The 16,117-nt window shown below is 46.6% G+C and carries 13 protein-coding genes and 1 tRNA gene; 6 read left to right on the top strand and 8 right to left on the bottom strand.

Translation table 11 applies throughout. From position 1 onward, the window contains the following. Window positions 1-14: 14 nt before the first annotated feature. Window positions 15-1,358 (top strand): glycosyltransferase family 4 protein, encoded by a 1,344-nt coding sequence (locus QUA42_RS06900; protein WP_333136284.1) that lies wholly within the window; start codon window positions 15-17, stop codon window positions 1,356-1,358. Between the two features lie 34 nt (window positions 1,359-1,392). Further along, a complete protein-coding gene (locus QUA42_RS06905) occupies window positions 1,393-3,315 on the top strand; it encodes a hypothetical protein (RefSeq protein ID WP_333136287.1) in 1,923 nt (640 codons plus the stop codon). A 304-nt stretch (window positions 3,316-3,619) separates the two neighbouring features. On the opposite strand, the gene QUA42_RS06910 is transcribed toward QUA42_RS06905, so the two are convergent. Together QUA42_RS06910 and upp are read right to left on the bottom strand one after the other, a co-directional pair. Beyond that, window positions 3,620-3,766, bottom strand: coding sequence for a hypothetical protein (locus tag QUA42_RS06910; protein WP_332946242.1), 147 nt, complete (start codon window positions 3,764-3,766; stop codon window positions 3,620-3,622). A 319-nt stretch (window positions 3,767-4,085) separates the two neighbouring features. Beyond that, the gene (gene upp, locus QUA42_RS06915) at window positions 4,086-4,721 is read right to left on the bottom strand and encodes a uracil phosphoribosyltransferase (protein WP_333060218.1); all 636 of its coding nucleotides are present in this window, start codon (window positions 4,719-4,721) and stop codon (window positions 4,086-4,088) included. Window positions 4,722-5,322: 601 nt separating this feature from the next. On the opposite strand from upp, the gene QUA42_RS06920 reads away from it, so the two are divergent. After that, on the top strand, window positions 5,323-5,895 hold the full coding sequence (locus QUA42_RS06920) for a DUF4360 domain-containing protein (RefSeq protein WP_333136289.1): 573 nt from the start codon (window positions 5,323-5,325) through the stop codon (window positions 5,893-5,895). 190 nt (window positions 5,896-6,085) lie between these two features. Here the strand turns inward: QUA42_RS06920 and QUA42_RS06925 are convergent, their stop codons facing one another. The 3 genes from QUA42_RS06925 to QUA42_RS06935 all read right to left on the bottom strand — a co-directional run bounded on the left by QUA42_RS06925 (window position 6,086) and on the right by QUA42_RS06935 (window position 9,749). Next, window positions 6,086-7,333, bottom strand: coding sequence for a URC4/urg3 family protein (locus tag QUA42_RS06925; protein WP_333136291.1), 1,248 nt, complete (start codon window positions 7,331-7,333; stop codon window positions 6,086-6,088). Further along, window positions 7,330-8,412 carry an adenylate/guanylate cyclase domain-containing protein gene (locus tag QUA42_RS06930; RefSeq protein ID WP_333136293.1) on the bottom strand — a complete coding sequence of 361 codons (1,083 nt, stop codon included), beginning with the start codon at window positions 8,410-8,412 and terminating at the stop codon, window positions 7,330-7,332. The genes QUA42_RS06925 and QUA42_RS06930 overlap by 4 nt, the downstream gene beginning before the upstream one ends. Before the next feature lie 89 nt (window positions 8,413-8,501). Next, the gene (locus QUA42_RS06935) at window positions 8,502-9,749 is read right to left on the bottom strand and encodes a GTP cyclohydrolase II (RefSeq protein WP_333136295.1); all 1,248 of its coding nucleotides are present in this window, start codon (window positions 9,747-9,749) and stop codon (window positions 8,502-8,504) included. 403 nt (window positions 9,750-10,152) lie between these two features. Between QUA42_RS06935 and QUA42_RS06940 the strand changes: the two genes are divergently transcribed. Next, window positions 10,153-11,487: a cytosine deaminase gene (locus tag QUA42_RS06940; RefSeq protein ID WP_333136296.1), complete on the top strand. Its 1,335-nt coding sequence runs from the start codon at window positions 10,153-10,155 to the stop codon at window positions 11,485-11,487. Window positions 11,488-11,685: 198 nt separating this feature from the next. After that, window positions 11,686-12,360, top strand: a complete 675-nt coding sequence (queC, locus tag QUA42_RS06945) for a 7-cyano-7-deazaguanine synthase QueC (protein WP_333136298.1) — start codon at window positions 11,686-11,688, stop codon at window positions 12,358-12,360. Window positions 12,361-12,500: 140 nt separating this feature from the next. Here the strand turns inward: queC and QUA42_RS06950 are convergent, their stop codons facing one another. Both QUA42_RS06950 and QUA42_RS06955 read right to left on the bottom strand, forming a co-directional pair. Continuing rightward, entirely contained in the window at window positions 12,501-13,979 is a 1,479-nt protein-coding gene (locus QUA42_RS06950; RefSeq protein ID WP_333136300.1) for a hemolysin family protein, read from the bottom strand. Between the two features lie 68 nt (window positions 13,980-14,047). Further along, entirely contained in the window at window positions 14,048-14,737 is a 690-nt protein-coding gene (locus tag QUA42_RS06955; protein WP_333136302.1) for a hypothetical protein, read from the bottom strand. Window positions 14,738-14,922: 185 nt separating this feature from the next. Between QUA42_RS06955 and QUA42_RS06960 the strand changes: the two genes are divergently transcribed. Continuing rightward, window positions 14,923-14,995: transfer RNA gene (locus QUA42_RS06960), tRNA-Ile, on the top strand. Between the two features lie 365 nt (window positions 14,996-15,360). On the opposite strand, the gene pyrR is transcribed toward QUA42_RS06960, so the two are convergent. After that, window positions 15,361-15,894: a bifunctional pyr operon transcriptional regulator/uracil phosphoribosyltransferase PyrR gene (pyrR, locus tag QUA42_RS06965; protein WP_333136305.1), complete on the bottom strand. Its 534-nt coding sequence runs from the start codon at window positions 15,892-15,894 to the stop codon at window positions 15,361-15,363. Window positions 15,895-16,117 lie beyond the last annotated feature (223 nt).

Here is a 16,117-nt window from a genome sequence, read left to right on the forward strand (position 1 = left end):
TTATTCCACATCCCATGAAGATTTTGATGCTTTCCTCGACTTTTCCCTATCCGCCAAGCCGCGGAGGAACTCAGGTAAGGACGTTTAATTTATTACAATACTTGAGCCAGCGGCATGAGGTAATTCTCGGCACTGTACGATCGCCCGATGTCACCGATGCACAAATCGACACATTGCGCCAGCAAGTCACAGAATTAGCAGTTTTTCCCAACCCGCGATTACCCCCCCAACCCCCCCTTGTCAAGGGGGGGCTAACTCTGCACCAGGGGCTTGAGGAGGGCTTCTTGCCTCCCCCCCTTAATAAGGGGGGGACTGAGGGGGGGTTCTCTGAAATAATAGGAAAATTCCAAAGATTGGGTCGATTTTTGCAGTCGGGAACACCTCCAAACGTACTCTCAAGCTACTCCCAAGCAATGCAGAATTGGGCAGACGAATTGGTAACAGCAGGCAAATGCGATGCTGTCACCTGCGAACACAGCGTTAACGAGATTTACGTGCGTCCAGAATGGCGGCAAAAAGTGCTGACAGTGGCAAACATTCACAGTTCCGTTTGGGGAACTTGCAGGGAAATGTTAGCAACCGGCACCTCGGAAAAACCCCTGCGCGATCGACTAAATTTACCGCTACTCGCCCGCTACGAAAAACGCTACTGTTCCAAATTCTCCCGCATTGTTGCGACCACATCCACAGACAGAGAGCAACTCCTAGAATTACTGTTGCCTCCGGTTCAGGTGCGAGGAAAACAAGATTTTTTTGTACCTTCCATAGATGTAATTCCTAACGGCGTAGATTTAACCCAATTCCCGTACCGGTCGATCGATCCGGGAGGACACACCTTAATTTTTGCAGGCGCAATGAACAATTTGCCCAATATTGACGCGGCGCGGTTTCTCAGTTTGCAAATACTGCCGCCTTTGCAGCAGCGCTATCCTGATGTCACCCTCACCCTAGTCGGGGCTTCGCCAGTCCCGGAAGTCCTCGCCTTGGGGAAACTCCCCGGAATTCAAGTAGTAGGTCGGGTGCAAAGGGTGGCAGAATATTTGCATCAAGCTGCTGTTTGTGTGGTGCCGATGCGGATTGGTTTTGGGATTAAAAATAAAACTTTGGAGGCGATGGCTGCGGGAACCCCCGTCGTTGCCAGCGATCGAGGTTTGGAGGGTTTAGCCGTCGATGGTGGCCCACAACCGAGAACGGCCTTGCGGGCGAACAAAGTTCACGAGTATGTTGAGGCGATTACCAGTTTGTTTGAAAATCAGCAGCTAAGACAGGATCTTTCTGTCAGCGCGCGATCGCTCGTGGAAAGCCAATACACTTGGGATATCATAGGTCGGCAGTACGATCGGCTATTGCAATTTTAAACTCTAAATTCTAAAATCTAAATTCTAAAATGGCATGATGGAACACAAAATTAACCCCTCAAAAAATCGAGCCAAACCCCCAGAAAATCGCCAAGTTGCTCCTCCTCCGACAAGACGCCGTCGCCAAACCCGACGCCCCAAAAATCTTCAAGAGTCCCAACTTCCCATACCTACTCCCCGAACTCGCGCCAGATATCCCTGGAAAAGACTGGTAGCTAATTTGACAGCCCTCAGCGTCTTGGCTGGCTGTGCAGCTTTGATGGGAGGCGGCGCTTGGCTGAGTTATCAGCTAATTGTCGATCCCAATGGCAACAGGTTGATCTCTCAGTTTGTGCCGGAATGGTCGCGCCTGCCTACAGGTAGCAGAGATTCGATCCAAACTCTCGATCAAATCAAAGCCAGCGTCCGCAAATTGGGATTCGTAACCGGAGAACCCCTGCCGCTTCCCGTCGATCAATCCAGCGATAATTCTATTTCCGATTTGCTATTGCCGGTGATGGTAGAAAGAACTGTTAAGGCTTCTACGGTTTGCAAAAATCCTTGCCGTCAAATAGTCGAACTTCGGGTGTACAAGCGGGTGCAGCTTCCCGATCGCAGTTCCGATAAAGAGCAGTATTTTCAGTTAGCAAGTTCTGTGAACGTAGAAGGCCCGGCGGAATCTTTTGTCATTGCTTCTTTAGCTGACTCTACATCTGACAATCAAGCCTCGAATCAGTCCCTACCCCTAACAGAACTGCGCCGCTTTGACGGAAAGCCCCCAGCCTCGGGCATTTGGTTTAATGTCAGCGGTCAACTAAAGCGGGGCGACAGGAAAATTCCCTACGGACAAGTCGTTCGCTACAACCCCAGCCAAAATCATTTAATGCCGCTGTTGGAGTGGGCGAGTGCGGCCGGACAACCGCCGAATTGGCAGCAAATTGTTAAGGGGGAAAACCCGCAGTTGGCGATCGACCAAACAGTTGGTTTAGAGCCGCAATTTACCCTTTATCAAATTGGGCCGCGCAAATTTTTGCCGAACCCCGTTCAGTTAACGGCGATTTCTTTAGAAGAAATTGCTTTCAATGACGAGACTTACCAAAATGGGCTGCGACTTGCCAAAAGCGGGCTGTGGTCTCCAGCATTAAATGTCATGCGTTTGGCGAAGGGGAAAGCGGGCAAAAATTGGCCTGCTGTCGCGCAAGCTCAGCTAGAAACGATCGAATTTCACGCTAAAATTACTCGGGCTCAGGCGATCGCATCTTGGGCCAGTCCCGGTCAACAAGTTCTCGCAGAATTGATCGACGGTCGCTGGAGCGAAGCTTTGCAAGTATTTGAAGCCGATCCGAGCAACAGTAACGAAATAGCCACAACCCTCAAAAATGACAGCGGGCGGATCTGGAACCGCATAGACGCCGCCTTGAGAGTGAATGCCGCTGACGCCGATGTCAAGGCTTGGGGTGCTCTGATTGTAGCTTCTCAAGACGGAACTCGCGAGGCGATGAATTGGCTCGACCAGCAATCAGATACTGACAGCGAAACAAGAAGTCGAATTCGGAATTTGGTCAACAAACTTCAGGAAGCAGTTTCTCAGGCTGAAAGTTTAGAAGCCCACAAAAGTCAAATTATGGGTTCTGCTACTTTAATTAACAGTGTCAATCCCGCTGAGTGGCTGGAACCCGAACCGAACAACGAGTTAAAATTGGCGGGAGAACAAGTTTGGTATCAGGTGCAAGTAGCGAGTTTTTACGACGGTAGCCGCTGGGTTAATTCGCCCTTTTCAGATGTAGAAGTGCGCTCTTTTCCTGCTACTCAAGTTAAGTGGCTCTGGGGGCGGCTGGGATTACTGGCTGACCCCAAGATTAAGATTGAGGTAGCGATGGCTAACGGTCAACAAAGAGTTGCTGTGGGAACGGTGAAAGCAGTGCAGGTTCAAGACGGAAGTCTGCGCTTGCTGGCGGCGGTTGACAAGCGATCGTAATCTGGCAGAAAGCAATCGGCAGATAGAACAGTCCCGGAGGCACTCTTGACACGAAGAAACCGGGTTTTTTTACCATTTCTGCCGATTGCAACAGAAGTATTTTCGTAAAAAAACCCGGTTTCCTTCCACCCGTGCGTCCAAAACTAGGAATAAGGAAAATGCTTTCTTCTTCCACTTGGGCAACTCATCGAGAGGCGCAATCTCAAAACTCTTCCCCTCCCCACTTATCGCTCTTGAACAACAATGCAGACAAAAATTTGGTTAATTTAATTAACACAACTTGCACGCGAAAAACCCAGATCTCTCAAATCGCGCCCTTTTTAGAGAGTGCTGCAATCATCTGGCGTTTCACTGCTTTAGCCCAAAGCTCAAACTCCAAACTGTTGATATTCTGAATTTTCACTTCCTCAACAGGCTGAGTTGGGGCTTCTTTCTGTGCTGTAGTCTCCATTGTTTTTTCCCTCGTCAAAAAATGTTAGTAGTCGATCGCAAACGGTTAGCATCATACATCTATCTTATGAAGTAATCCCTGCAATTAATTACACTAAAGGCAGAGATTTTACCCAGAAGATGCAGTAAATACATCTAGATAATGCAATTTATGAATTTAATGTAAGAAACTCCTACAACCCTTGCTCTATATAGGCTTTTCCTGACATTAAAATCTTACAATTTACATTGTATGGCACTATCAAACCACTACTTATGTTAGTAAACTTATTTTTTAATGAATGTATTGGCATATACAGCCCAAAATCATTTTATTGAATTCAGAGAGTGCCGTAAAGCCGATCGCCCGCATCTCCGAGTCCGGGTACAATATAGCCGTGCTCGTCCAAACACTCGTCAACTGCCGCCGTATAAATCTGCACGTCAGGGTGTTGTTCGTGAAAGTGCTTAAGTCCCTCCGGTGCCGCCAGCAAGCACAAAAATTTAATAGACTTCGGATTAACTTCTTTAAGCCTATCCACTGCCGCGACTGCTGAATTACCAGTAGCCAACATCGGATCGACAATTAAAACATCTCGCTGTTCGATATCCTGGGGAACTTTGAAATAATATTCGATCGCCATCCGAGTTGTCGGATCGCGGTACAAACCAATATGTCCTACCCTCGCAGACGGAATCAGTTCTAAAATACTATCTAACAGTCCCTGACCGGCGCGCATAATCGAAATAATAACAATTTTCTTTTCCGCAGCCAGCACCGGTGCATTCATTTTGGCGATCGGCGTTTCTATTAGTTCGTATTTTAGCGGCAAATCTCGCGTCACTTCATAGGCTAGCAGCATTCCAATCTCTTTCAGCAGTTGGCGAAATTTCGCCGTGCTCGTTTGAGTTTGCCGCATGAGAGTTAACTTGTGCTGTATCAAAGGATGCTCAATGACAGTAACTTTAGCACTCATTTTTTTGAATAATTAATTTGCTTTATTCTAACTTATCAGCCATTGAGGAATTCTTGACGAAAAAAAAAACGATTTCTGCGGTCTCTGCGTCCTGGACTACTTATATCAAACCCCTATTGAAAACACGAATACCGCGCGAATAAAATTCGCTCCTGCAATTGCCTTTCGTCCGCCCAGGGCGACACTAAGTATGCGAGTTTGGAAAATAGACAAATATGTCATTGTCTCGTTTCTCTCCTTTCTGCACTCTTCCTAAGAACGCAGCTCCGGCTCCAAAACCCTCCCCACTGGTTTCGCTGTCTCGCACTCCATCCAAGCCGATTAACACAGATCCGGAGTTTCTCCCCGAAATCTTCCGGAACTTTTACCAACAGATATGAATCTTAAGAAGTATCAACAAAAAACCTATTTTTTCGATTAATTCACTAATCGAAAAAACCTGAATAGGAACTGCACATGAGGTCATAAGCTTGGCGTGACTGGCTTTTCATCTTTCAACATGAAGGCGGTTATATCCAACTTTAAAACGCATTACCGAAATTCAGTTCCATTTTTTTAGGGTGCTCCTAACACACAACTGAACTTATTAAGGAGAACATCCATGAAGTTTGTAAAACTATTGCTAGCTACGGCATTAATGACTGCTTCTATCAGCCCCGCCTTGGCTAATCCGCTGGTTCAAATTTTAGGTGCAAGCTACGGCGGTAGCGGTTGCCCCGATCGTTCCGCCAGCGTCAGCGTCAGCCCCGACGGTCAAGAACTGACCATCCTATTTGACAAGTTTGCAGCCCTGGGAAATGTCTCAACAGAAAGCCGGAAAAGCTGCAATCTGAGCATTCCCATCAAAGTACCCCAAGGCTACCAAATTTCTATCTACGATGCTGATTACCGCGGCTACGTTGCTCCTAAAACCACAGGCAACCTGCGAGCAGAATACTTTTTCGCTGGAGCCCGCGGCCCCGTTTTTAATCGGAATCTCAGCGGCGAAACCAACTACAATGTTCGAGATAGCTTAGCCACTGTAGCTAATGTTTGGTCTCGCTGCGGCGACAGTGTAAATATGAGAGTAAATGCTGCAATGACAGCCCGCGGTGCCGGCATGGCCACCGTTGACTCCTTCGATTTGGCTCATCGCGGTTTAGTTTATCACGTCAAATATCGCACTTGTCGCTAAGCAGCTTGTTGGGAGTGTAGTGTGAGGTATAGTTTTCAGGTTTGAATTTTGAATTTTAAGTTGGAAGAGGGGATAATTTTCCCTCTTCCTTCTTGCTTCTTCCCTCTTCCCTTTTCCTTCTTCCTGGCATCCGTGACATCCGTTATAGAATCCGTTGCCGAACTTCCCTCTTCCTTCTTCCTTCTTCCTTCTAAAACACAGTGCCGTCACTTTTAATCTGAATTGGTGGCACTCCACCAGCCCTCAATTCGCCCGCAATTTTCCGCCCCGCCGCCCAAGTTCCTCCTTGCAAAATCTTCACCAGCGGCAAGTCTGTCGCACTCAAATGCAGCTTTTCTCGAATAGCTGTGGCAATTTTATCTAAAAGATTCACAGTCAGCGATCGCCATTCTACTATAACTTCCGAACCCGGCAAGTAACTCTGCTCAAAAATAGCCGAATCTTTTGCCCGCAGCAGCCCGATATCCAAACACAAACCGCCGTTGCGGTACTCCGGCAATCCCGTTAACTCATCCAATCCGGCGACTTCTAAACCGAGTTCTTGCAGCGGTTCCAACAGCGAATAAGTCAACCACTGCGACAGTTTGTGAAACGGCACGAATTCATCTCCCAAATTTTCTCCTGTTAAAGCCGGATGCCGCCAAACATCGCCTAAATTAACGCCACCAATTGCATATCTTCCCGGCCAAATTTCCCCAAAACCTGTTAAAACAGCGCTCAGTACTTCAGCAGCCTTTACAGTGTTGACTCCAGAAACCCGACTGTCGAGCAAGTATTTTGCCAAATTTCCGGGACGCGGGTTCTCGCTGCCAAATAATAAGGGATGCGGGCAAATCGCATTTCCCAAACGCTGCAATAATTCTAATCTGCCTGTTAAACCAACTAGCGGATTGTCTCGACTTACCTGAAATCCCGCAGCTAAGGTTTCGAGTTTTAATTGAGAAAGTCCGCGAGAATCAGCTTGCCAAGGAAAATTGGGATTGCTGGAAAAAACACCTTGACAAAACATCCGCAAGCTGGCTATTGCTAACCCTTCAGAACGGCGGTAAACCTGTCCGGTTTCAAGTTCGCAATACTGCCAATCAGCACCAGCACCGGCATCGATCAAAACGCTGACAATTGCTAAATCAAATTTGATCTTAGCTTTTTCAACCGGTGCAAAGTCTGCTAAAGCTGCATCCAATTCGGCGAGTCGCGGCAGGTTGCCAGCTTCAAAATGTCGCCAGCGACTGTGAAAGGGAATGTTAAAATCGGGATACTGTTGGCCCGTTGTGCCAATTACATAATTTGCTGCGTTGTCGAGTTGGGATAAATCGACGCGGAAGTAGCGGAGTTGGTCTAGGCGGGCTAAATCAAAAAGGCGATCGCACTTTTGGCGAATAGCAATCGGCGTTCTCAGATATTCTACAGTCTCAAGTTCAATATTTTTCAACGTCATACCACCAAACAACGGTAAACATCGTTTTCTTGAAAAAAGTCAAACTGACTGTAATCTAAAAGATTATCTAAAATCGCATTTTTATCGATTTTGATCAGCTTATATTCCCACTTCGATCCGCTGACTTCGCGTTTTATGTGATCGGAAACTATCACCGAGTTTTTTTCTTTTCCCGGAGATACTATTTTACTTAAATCTTCCAGCCTGTCGGCTATGTGAATATCTTTTCCGTAAGTACAAGACCTAAATATATATAGATTTCCCTTAGCAACTCCCACCGACAAGCCACAAGGTATTTGATTGGCGTTAATAAAAAGTTTCCAATTCTCACACAGACTTTCCATTGCCGCTAAGGCTGAGTGAGCTTCCGGGAAAGTCAACAAATGCGAATCCCCAACAATACTCCGAATTGTGCCGCCGTATTCTTCGCAAATTGTTTTTTCAAAAGTATCAAAATTGGTGAGCAAATATTCAACATCTTTGATGGAATTAGATTCTTGATAAGAAATAAAACCTCTCAAATCTGCTTTAATTATTGCTTGATTTTTGATGATCCGCGTTTTATAACTTTGGTCAACTTTGTATACTTTTTCAGGTTCGCTCATCCCTTTCAAAGAAAACTCGTTGACAAAAGACGTTTGCACTTCTGCTTTGTTGAGCGCCAACCATGCTGCTTGGGACAAATATATTTCATCCGGCGGAGTTACTGATTCTATGCGCGCTGTTAAATTCACCGTATCGCCAAAGATATCTTTATCTTGATGCAAGACATCTCCTAATGTAATTGACACGCGAATAGCCAATCGTTCGTCGTTCGCCTTGCTAGATTGTTGCGCTCTCAATTCTTGCTGCATTTCTATGGCTGCTACTGCCGCTGCTGTGACGCTGGGGAAAATTATCCAAAATGAATCACCTTCCCCTTTAATTACGCTGCCTTCATTTCTGGCGCTAATATCTGAAACAAAATTTTTATGCTCGTTTAACAAACTACTCAAGTCCGACTGAGATAATTTTTTGACTCTTGCGGTATATCCGCAAATATCTGTTTTTACGATCACACTAGAACGCAAATTAGCCATAACCTACCCTGACTGATCAAAAACCAGCAATAAATTTTATTTAGCAAAGACGCGATTGTTCGCATCCCATCGGTCGCGTCTTTGCCCTCTTAATCTCCTAAATCGCGTCCGATCGCTTCTGCAAGAATTGTAGCATCTGGCACCGGGTCTGGCGTGTAGTAGCCGGCGGCTTTTTTGGCGACAATTTCGACTTGTGCGTCTGCAGGAATCCAATCTTCTGGAATGGGGATGCGATCGATTACCTGAATGCCAGAATTGATAATCGCATTGTATTTCATATCGCTCATAGAAACTAAACTGTCAATTCGAGAGATCCCCAACCAGTGCAGCACGTCTGGCATTAGTTCTTGAAACCGCATATCTTGAACTCCCGCAACACATTCAGTGCGCGTAAAATAGGCATCAGCGCGATCGCCGCCTTCCTGCCGTTTTCTGGCATTGTACACCAAAAACTTAGTCACTTCCCCCAAAGCTCTCCCTTCCTTGCGGAAGTAAACTATTACCCCAGAACCGCCTGATTGTGCCGTTTGGATGCAAATTTCCATCCCGTGTACCAAATAAGGGCGACAAGTGCAGATATCGGAACTGAAGACATCTGAACCGTTGCATTCATCATGTACACGTACCGCCAACTGCTTATCCGGGTCAGAAATATTCGCGACATCGCCAATAATATAAACCGTAGTTCCGCCAATTGGTGGCAAGAAAACGTGTAAGTCCGGCCGCGTCACTAAATCCGAGAACATTCCGCCTGTTTGCTCGAACAGGACACGGCGGAGGACGCTTTCTTGAGCCCCAATCCGCCGAGCAATTCCCGGCAAATACCACACCGGGTCGATCGCAATTTTAGTTACTGCTAAATTGCCACCTGCTTTGACTATTTTGCCATCAATTTGCACTCGCCCCTTAGCGATAGCATCTTGCAATTCCGGCATATTAATGTGAGCTTTAGTGACCGCAATTGTCGGGCGAATATCATATCCCTGCTGGATAAATGAAGTATAAACTTCGCTGATTAAACCCCCAAAGGGATCGAGAGAAACAATCAAATTGCGATCGCCCCAACTCGGGTGCGGTCCGATGTGTGCGGCCGGAGAGGTGTTGGTAAAATCGGGGCGGTGATCGGCTTGCAGTGCCCCGGAAGCAACTGCTAGCGCTCGATAAACAGAGTAGGAACCCGAATGAGTGCCGATCGCGTTCCGGTGAGACGATTTGGTGAGGCTGCCGATCACAGGCCCCCGTTTCAGGGGATCGATTTCTCCCCAGTAAATCGGATGAGGTTTTGTGCCGGATCTGTCGGGATGGGATGTTAAAACTATATGCTTTGGTTTTGACACAGTTGTTTTTGACTCTTGCTATGGATGCTGCTGTTAGTTGAAAGTGAAATTGCAATTTGAAGCAGTGATTTATGATAGCAAAAGGATTCAGGCTCTGGAAGTATCCGGCATAGGCAAACTCGTGACGCTGACTTTCGCGCTGTCCTGAAAATATAAAAATTTTATATTTGTGCTTCAGTGCTCAGGGCGGCAGTACCAACAGCAAAGCTACCTATTTAATCCAAGTTTCTCTAGCATTTATATTTTGTTTCTGCATGATATTTGTTTAACTAACCGTAGAGGGCGTAGAGAATCTAGAAAAGAGAGAAAGAGGAAAAGAGAGATGTTCACAATTCCTGCAAGGGTTGTTATAGTTACAACTGGTAGCCAGTAATTATCAACAAAATACTAACTCACAAAATTAATGTTGCCAAGTACATCTAATTATTTGCTCAAAAATGGTCGCGTACCCGCGTCTCTTCTAGAGATGAAATCGATCGCGCCCTCAGCTTCTACTGTGGCGACAACGGGGAGTGAGAACAATTTTTGTTTGGTGGATTTGGAAATTGCAGCAGGGGCGATCGCCCAAATCATCCCCACAGGTACGGAACCTTTATCCCCAATTGCAGATATCCCAGTTGTAGATTTGCAAGGCGGCTTAGTTTGGCCTTGTTTTGTGGATATGCACACCCATTTAGACAAAGGTCACATTTGGGAACGATCGCCCAATCCCGATGGAACTTTTGCCAGCGCGATCGAAGCGGTAGGCGCTGATGCCCAAAAAAACTGGAATGCAGAGGATGTTTACCGGCGAATGGAATTTGGCCTCAAGTGCAGCTACGCCCACGGAACCAAGGCCATCCGCACTCACATCGACAGCGCCGGGGAACAGGGAACCGTTAGTTTAGAAGTATTTGAAGCGCTGCAAGCCGAATGGGGCGATCGGCTGATCTTGCAAGCAGTTTCCCTGGTTTCCCTCGACTATTACCTGACACCTGCAGGCGAAAAATTAGCCGATCGCATTGCCCAAATTGGCGGCATTCTCGGCGGCGTCGCCTATATGAATCCCGACTTAGACAAACAACTCGATCGAGTTTTTGCCTTAGCCAAAGAACGAAATTTAAACCTCGACTTCCACACCGACGAAAACGACGATCCAGATTCAGTAACATTGCGGGAAGTCGCAAAAACCGCCATCCGCCATGAATTTGGGGGTCAAATAATCTGCGGACACTGCTGTAGTTTAGCCGTACAACCGTCTGATTTAGTAACAGAAACTCTGGAATTAGTCACGGAAGCAAATATTGGCATTGTCAGCTTGCCGATGTGCAACCTTTACCTGCAAGACCGAGAATCTCAGCATACACCGCGCTGGCGGGGAGTGACACTGCTGCACGAACTAAAAGCAGCCGGAATTCCTGTTGCAGTTGCTAGCGATAATTGTCGCGATCCGTTTTACGGATTTGGCGACCATGATGTTTTGGAAGTTTTTAATATGGCAGTCCGCATTGCCCATTTAGATAGGCCTTGGGAAGATTGGCCGCGCACAGTCACAAAAACACCCGCAGACTTAATGGGATTGCCGAATCTTGGACGAATAGGAGTTGGTTTACCAGCCGATTTAATTTTGTTTAAGGCGCGGAATTTCAGCGAACTGTTATCGAGGTCGCAGCGCGATCGCACAGTTTTGCGACAGGGTAAAGTAATTGATACAACTTTACCCGATTACCGGGAACTAGACGACTTGTTAGCAATTTAAATGTCAAGCGTAAGGTGCGCAATGCGCACCCTTCATTGTCAACAGGTTTCTCTTCTCTTCTCTTTTCTTCCTTCGCGTCCTTTGCGTCTTCGCGGTTCGTTAAATATTTTTTTAAACAAGCATTTAGCAGTGCTATCTTGTCAATTGACAAGAGATTTGATATAAATATAAAAGCTGATTAGATCGAGGATGTTTTAAGTGAAAGCAGTTATTTTATTGTCGGGAGGGCTGGATTCCTCAACTGTTTTGTATCAAGCCAAGGCCGACGGCTGCGAGTGTTACGCTATTTCGTTTGACTACAAGCAAAGACACCGGCGGGAGTTGGAATCAGCAAGGGCGATCGCACTTGCTGCAGGTGTTAAGGCACATCAGATAGTAAACTTTGACTTAACACTGTGGGGCGGTTCCGCTTTGACCGATAATGAGATGGCATTACCGATCGATCGCAATCTTGCAGAAATGTCCCAAAACATCCCAATTACTTACGTTCCTGCTAGAAATACGATCTTTCTCAGCTTTGCCCTCGCCTACGCAGAAACTCTAGAAGCGGATCGCATTTACATCGGTGTCAACGCTTTAGATTATTCCGGCTATCCCGACTGCCGCCTCGATTACATCCAAGCCATGCAGGAAGTATTTCGGTTAGGAACAAAGCAGGGTAGAGAAGGAAATGCTATTAATATTATCACACCTTTGATCGAACTTAAAAAAACAGAAATTATTCAATTAGGTAACAAATTAGGAGTACCTTGGGAGCAAACTTGGTCATGCTACGCAGGCGGGGAAAATGCCTGCGGCGTTTGCGATTCTTGTCGGCTGCGGCTGGCAGCTTTTGAGGAATTGGGATTAAAAGATCCGGTGGCTTATGCTTAAACAGTATTCCGACTCGGCGGTTGAAAGCGCTCCTCCATAAACTCTCGTCCATCTCTAAGAGACTAAAGAATAAACGGGGTTGCTAACTCAGATTTGGTAGAAAAAGTTGCGCTATTTTGATCGCCCTTTTCATCCAAATCTTAACTCGAAAATTTCGCCATACCACTCAACCCGCTATTCTTTTGCCCTTTCCCCACAATTTCCCCATCGGCTGCTGCAATTTGATCTAAAGCTCGATCGCCCGCAGCGCCTTCCAACAAGTGAATTTGAAGTTGATCCAACCGCGGCCCGGACACAGAAACAACCGTAAGTTCCACATTTTCACCGCGCCAAACTTCCCCCACAGCCGGCATTCTTTGCAACTGATAGCTCAAAAAACCTCCGATTGTCTGATATTCGTCCGTTACTGGCAAATCCAAATTCAATATTTGATTCACATCATCTAAATTTAACTGCGCTTGCACTAAATAAGTGCGATCGTCCAATACTTGCAAAGCAATTTCTTTGCTGTCGGGTGACTCGTAACTGCGGCCGATAATTTCGGCTATCAAATCCCTCAGCGTCACTAACCCGGAAATGCCACCAAATTCATCGACTACGATCGCAATTTCTTCCGACGAACTCTGCATCAAAGGCAGCAGTTCCCCCAGCAGCATCATCTCCGGCACAAACCTCACCGAATCCATCCAAGTTACAATTGGCGTGTCGGGAGATAGCAAACCTTCAGCTAGGGGTTTGGCAAGTTGTTTGAAGCCAATAATCCCAATAATGTCGTCTAAAGAATCTCCCGTCACGGGATAGCGGGAATGGTGAGAAATAGCCATTTCGTCGAGCAAAGTTTGAAAGGTTGCTGTTTTGGGAAGTGCGACAATGCTAGGCCTCGGCACCATCACTTCTTCTACCCAAACTTCGCCAAATTCAAACACGTTGTTGAGCAATTCTCGTTTTTCTGCTTCCAAGCCGCTGGATTCGCTGGAAGTAGCTATAATTAATTGCAGTTCTTCGGGAGTAACCGGGCGATGCCTTAGATCGTATTCGATGCCCGCAAACCGCAAGAGCGATCGAGTAGATTGATTGAGAAACGACACAAAGGGCTTGAACAAACGGGCAATCAATAAACTCGGAGGCCCTAAAGTTCTGGCTAGCTGTTCGGAATACAGTAACGCTACAGATTTGGGAAAGAGTTCGCCCAGTACGATTTGCACGTAAGCTAGCAACAAAAAAGTTACTATTGATATGCTAAAAGAATGGGCGATCGCCGACTTGATGTAAATTGGCAGCGGCAAATAGCCGATCGACATTCGGACTAGCACAGCGATCGTACTTTCCCCAATCCAGCCCAGAGCTAAACTAGAAAGAGTGATTCCCAACTGCATTGTTGAGAGCAATCGCTCAATACTTTGCTGCAAAGATTGCACAGTTAAAGCTGCAACGTCGCCAGCTTCCACTAACTGATTGATGCGCGATCGGCGTACCGTCACCATCGAAAACTCAGCCGCCACAAAAAAAGCATTAATCGCAATCAGCAACAGCACTGACAGCAACCGCGACAGCACCTCTGTCGAACTCATCGCGGGTAAATCAGATATCTCCTGCACTCTCGCCCCTAAAAGTGACACAATGCTCCCTAAAAAAACTTTCTCGATCAAACCTGAGAATCTGTCTGCAGGTTTGGTCTTTTTTTATTTTACTTCGCCACTGGAATGCCAGATATTTGCAACTGAAGTTTTTGACCTGGATAATCTGTCAGCGTCAACGAAACTTCCTTAGCATTTTCTAGCAAAGCTGTGGGAATACTCACCGTACCGTAATACACCTGCCCGTTGGGGGGCAGTTCCGACGGCAAATCCTCGGCAGTCGCGCTCAGGGCCCGGCCACGATCGTCAGTGACGTTCAAGAAACTGTAGAGAAACCTCACAGCTTGCGATCCTTCATTTTTCATGCTCACGTCTAGCAGCATGGAATTGTTGCGCTGACTGGCCGCGCTCACTTCCAGAGTTATTCCCCCGTCGCGACTGTTCAGGGGAAACTTGGCGCTAGCATTTTGTGCAGCGGGTTTTTTGGCTGCGGCTGGTTTAGAGCTTGCCTTCTCTGTTTTAGTATTTGCTTGAGCCGTTTTTTCAGGATCGCGACCTTCTACCCGTGCTTTGACGGTGGTGAGAATGTCTTTTTCTTTCAAAATGCTCACTTGGTCTTTGCTAGCCGTCGTTCCAGGCTTGCCGCTGCCAGCATTGTTGCTGGGACGAACATCGGGTTGAGTCGTTCCTTGCAAGGCTTCGCGACCTATAGTAAATCCCCAAACAGAACTCGTCACGCCTGCTCCAAACATCAGAGCCAGCAGAATAAGAGTCAGCACTACCGTCGAATTCACTGCCATTGCCTATAAGTTTATGCCGAGCCCTAGAAACTGCTTTGTCCCGTCGATCGGCTTGCCTAACATTGGCTAACAGGCGATCGGAACTCAGCAGATCTAAGAATTTTGATTTTTGTTCTCTAGTTCTAGCACGGACTGAGAAATTATGTTATAATTCATTTTGAGTTAGATCAAAGAAATAGATTTAACGGCAGTTGGCCGAGCGGTTTAGGCAGCGAACTCATAATTCGCCCCAGGCAGGTTCAACTCCTGCACTGCCGATTTAAAATCAATCACGACGCTCCGCGCTCTGGCTAAAAACCAGGTTTCTTCCCAGATCCCAGTCCTGGACGGATGGGGGCCAGAAACCAGGTTTATACGAAAAATTTGCGACAAGAAACGAAAAATATCCGAATAAACCTGGTTTGTGAGGTCGCAAGTGCGATCGCCAACTAGAAATTTGGTCGATCGCCATCTGTTAAGCTCGCACTGCACTCGGAAAATTATTATTCTGATGCAAAGGTCAACGATATCAAGGCTTAATCAATTCCACATTATATCCGCTCGCTTCTGAGATAGCGGGCGCTGCGCGGCGACGCTCACACTGCACTCCAAAAATTATTATTCCGATTCCAAGGTCAAGGATATCAACCCTTAATTAACTCCACTCCGTCGCGCCCGTCGATCTCTTGAACGTAAACCTTAACTTGTTCTTCCTTTGCAGTCGGCAACTTTTTACCCGTAAAATCCGGCTGAATCGGTACTTCTCGGTGGCCACGATCAACTAATACCGCCAACCAAATTTTCTCCGGCCGCCCGTAATCGTTTACCGCATTCAAAGCCGCTCGACTCGTTCTGCCTTTATATATAACGTCATCTACCAACACCACGGTTTTGCCCGTCAAATCGAAAGGAATTTCTGTTTTAGCCGGTGTCCGCATCGCAACTCGATCCAAGTCATCTCGGTAAAAGGTAATATCCAAAGCGCCCACGGGTACTTTGACTTGTTCGAGAACTTCAATTTGATCGGCCAAAATTTGAGCTAAAGGCACTCCCCTACTATGAATGCCCAACAGCACTAAATCCGAGGGATTCCCTGATTTTTCGACAATCTGGGAAGCGACGCGGGTGAGAGTGCGCCTCACTTCATCAGGGGATAAAATTTTGATAATTTTAGTCATGGGTTGCTGCGAGCTAATTGTTGGCTGTTGGCATATCGAACAATTTGAGATTTTAGATTGTAGATGGACTTGACAGATGAATCTGGGGGTTTGAACAAAGGTCAAAACTTTTTTTGCTGCTGTCGGTGGCTGATCTGTGTCTTCTGCAGGACTTACCCCGAACGGATGAAAAGCAGATGCTGCGATTGCTTAGCCGAAGGCGAACAATGACAGAAATACATTA

The organism is Microcoleus sp. Pol11C2 (genome assembly GCF_036701505.1).
GTDB lineage: Bacteria > Cyanobacteriota > Cyanobacteriia > Cyanobacteriales > Microcoleaceae > Microcoleus.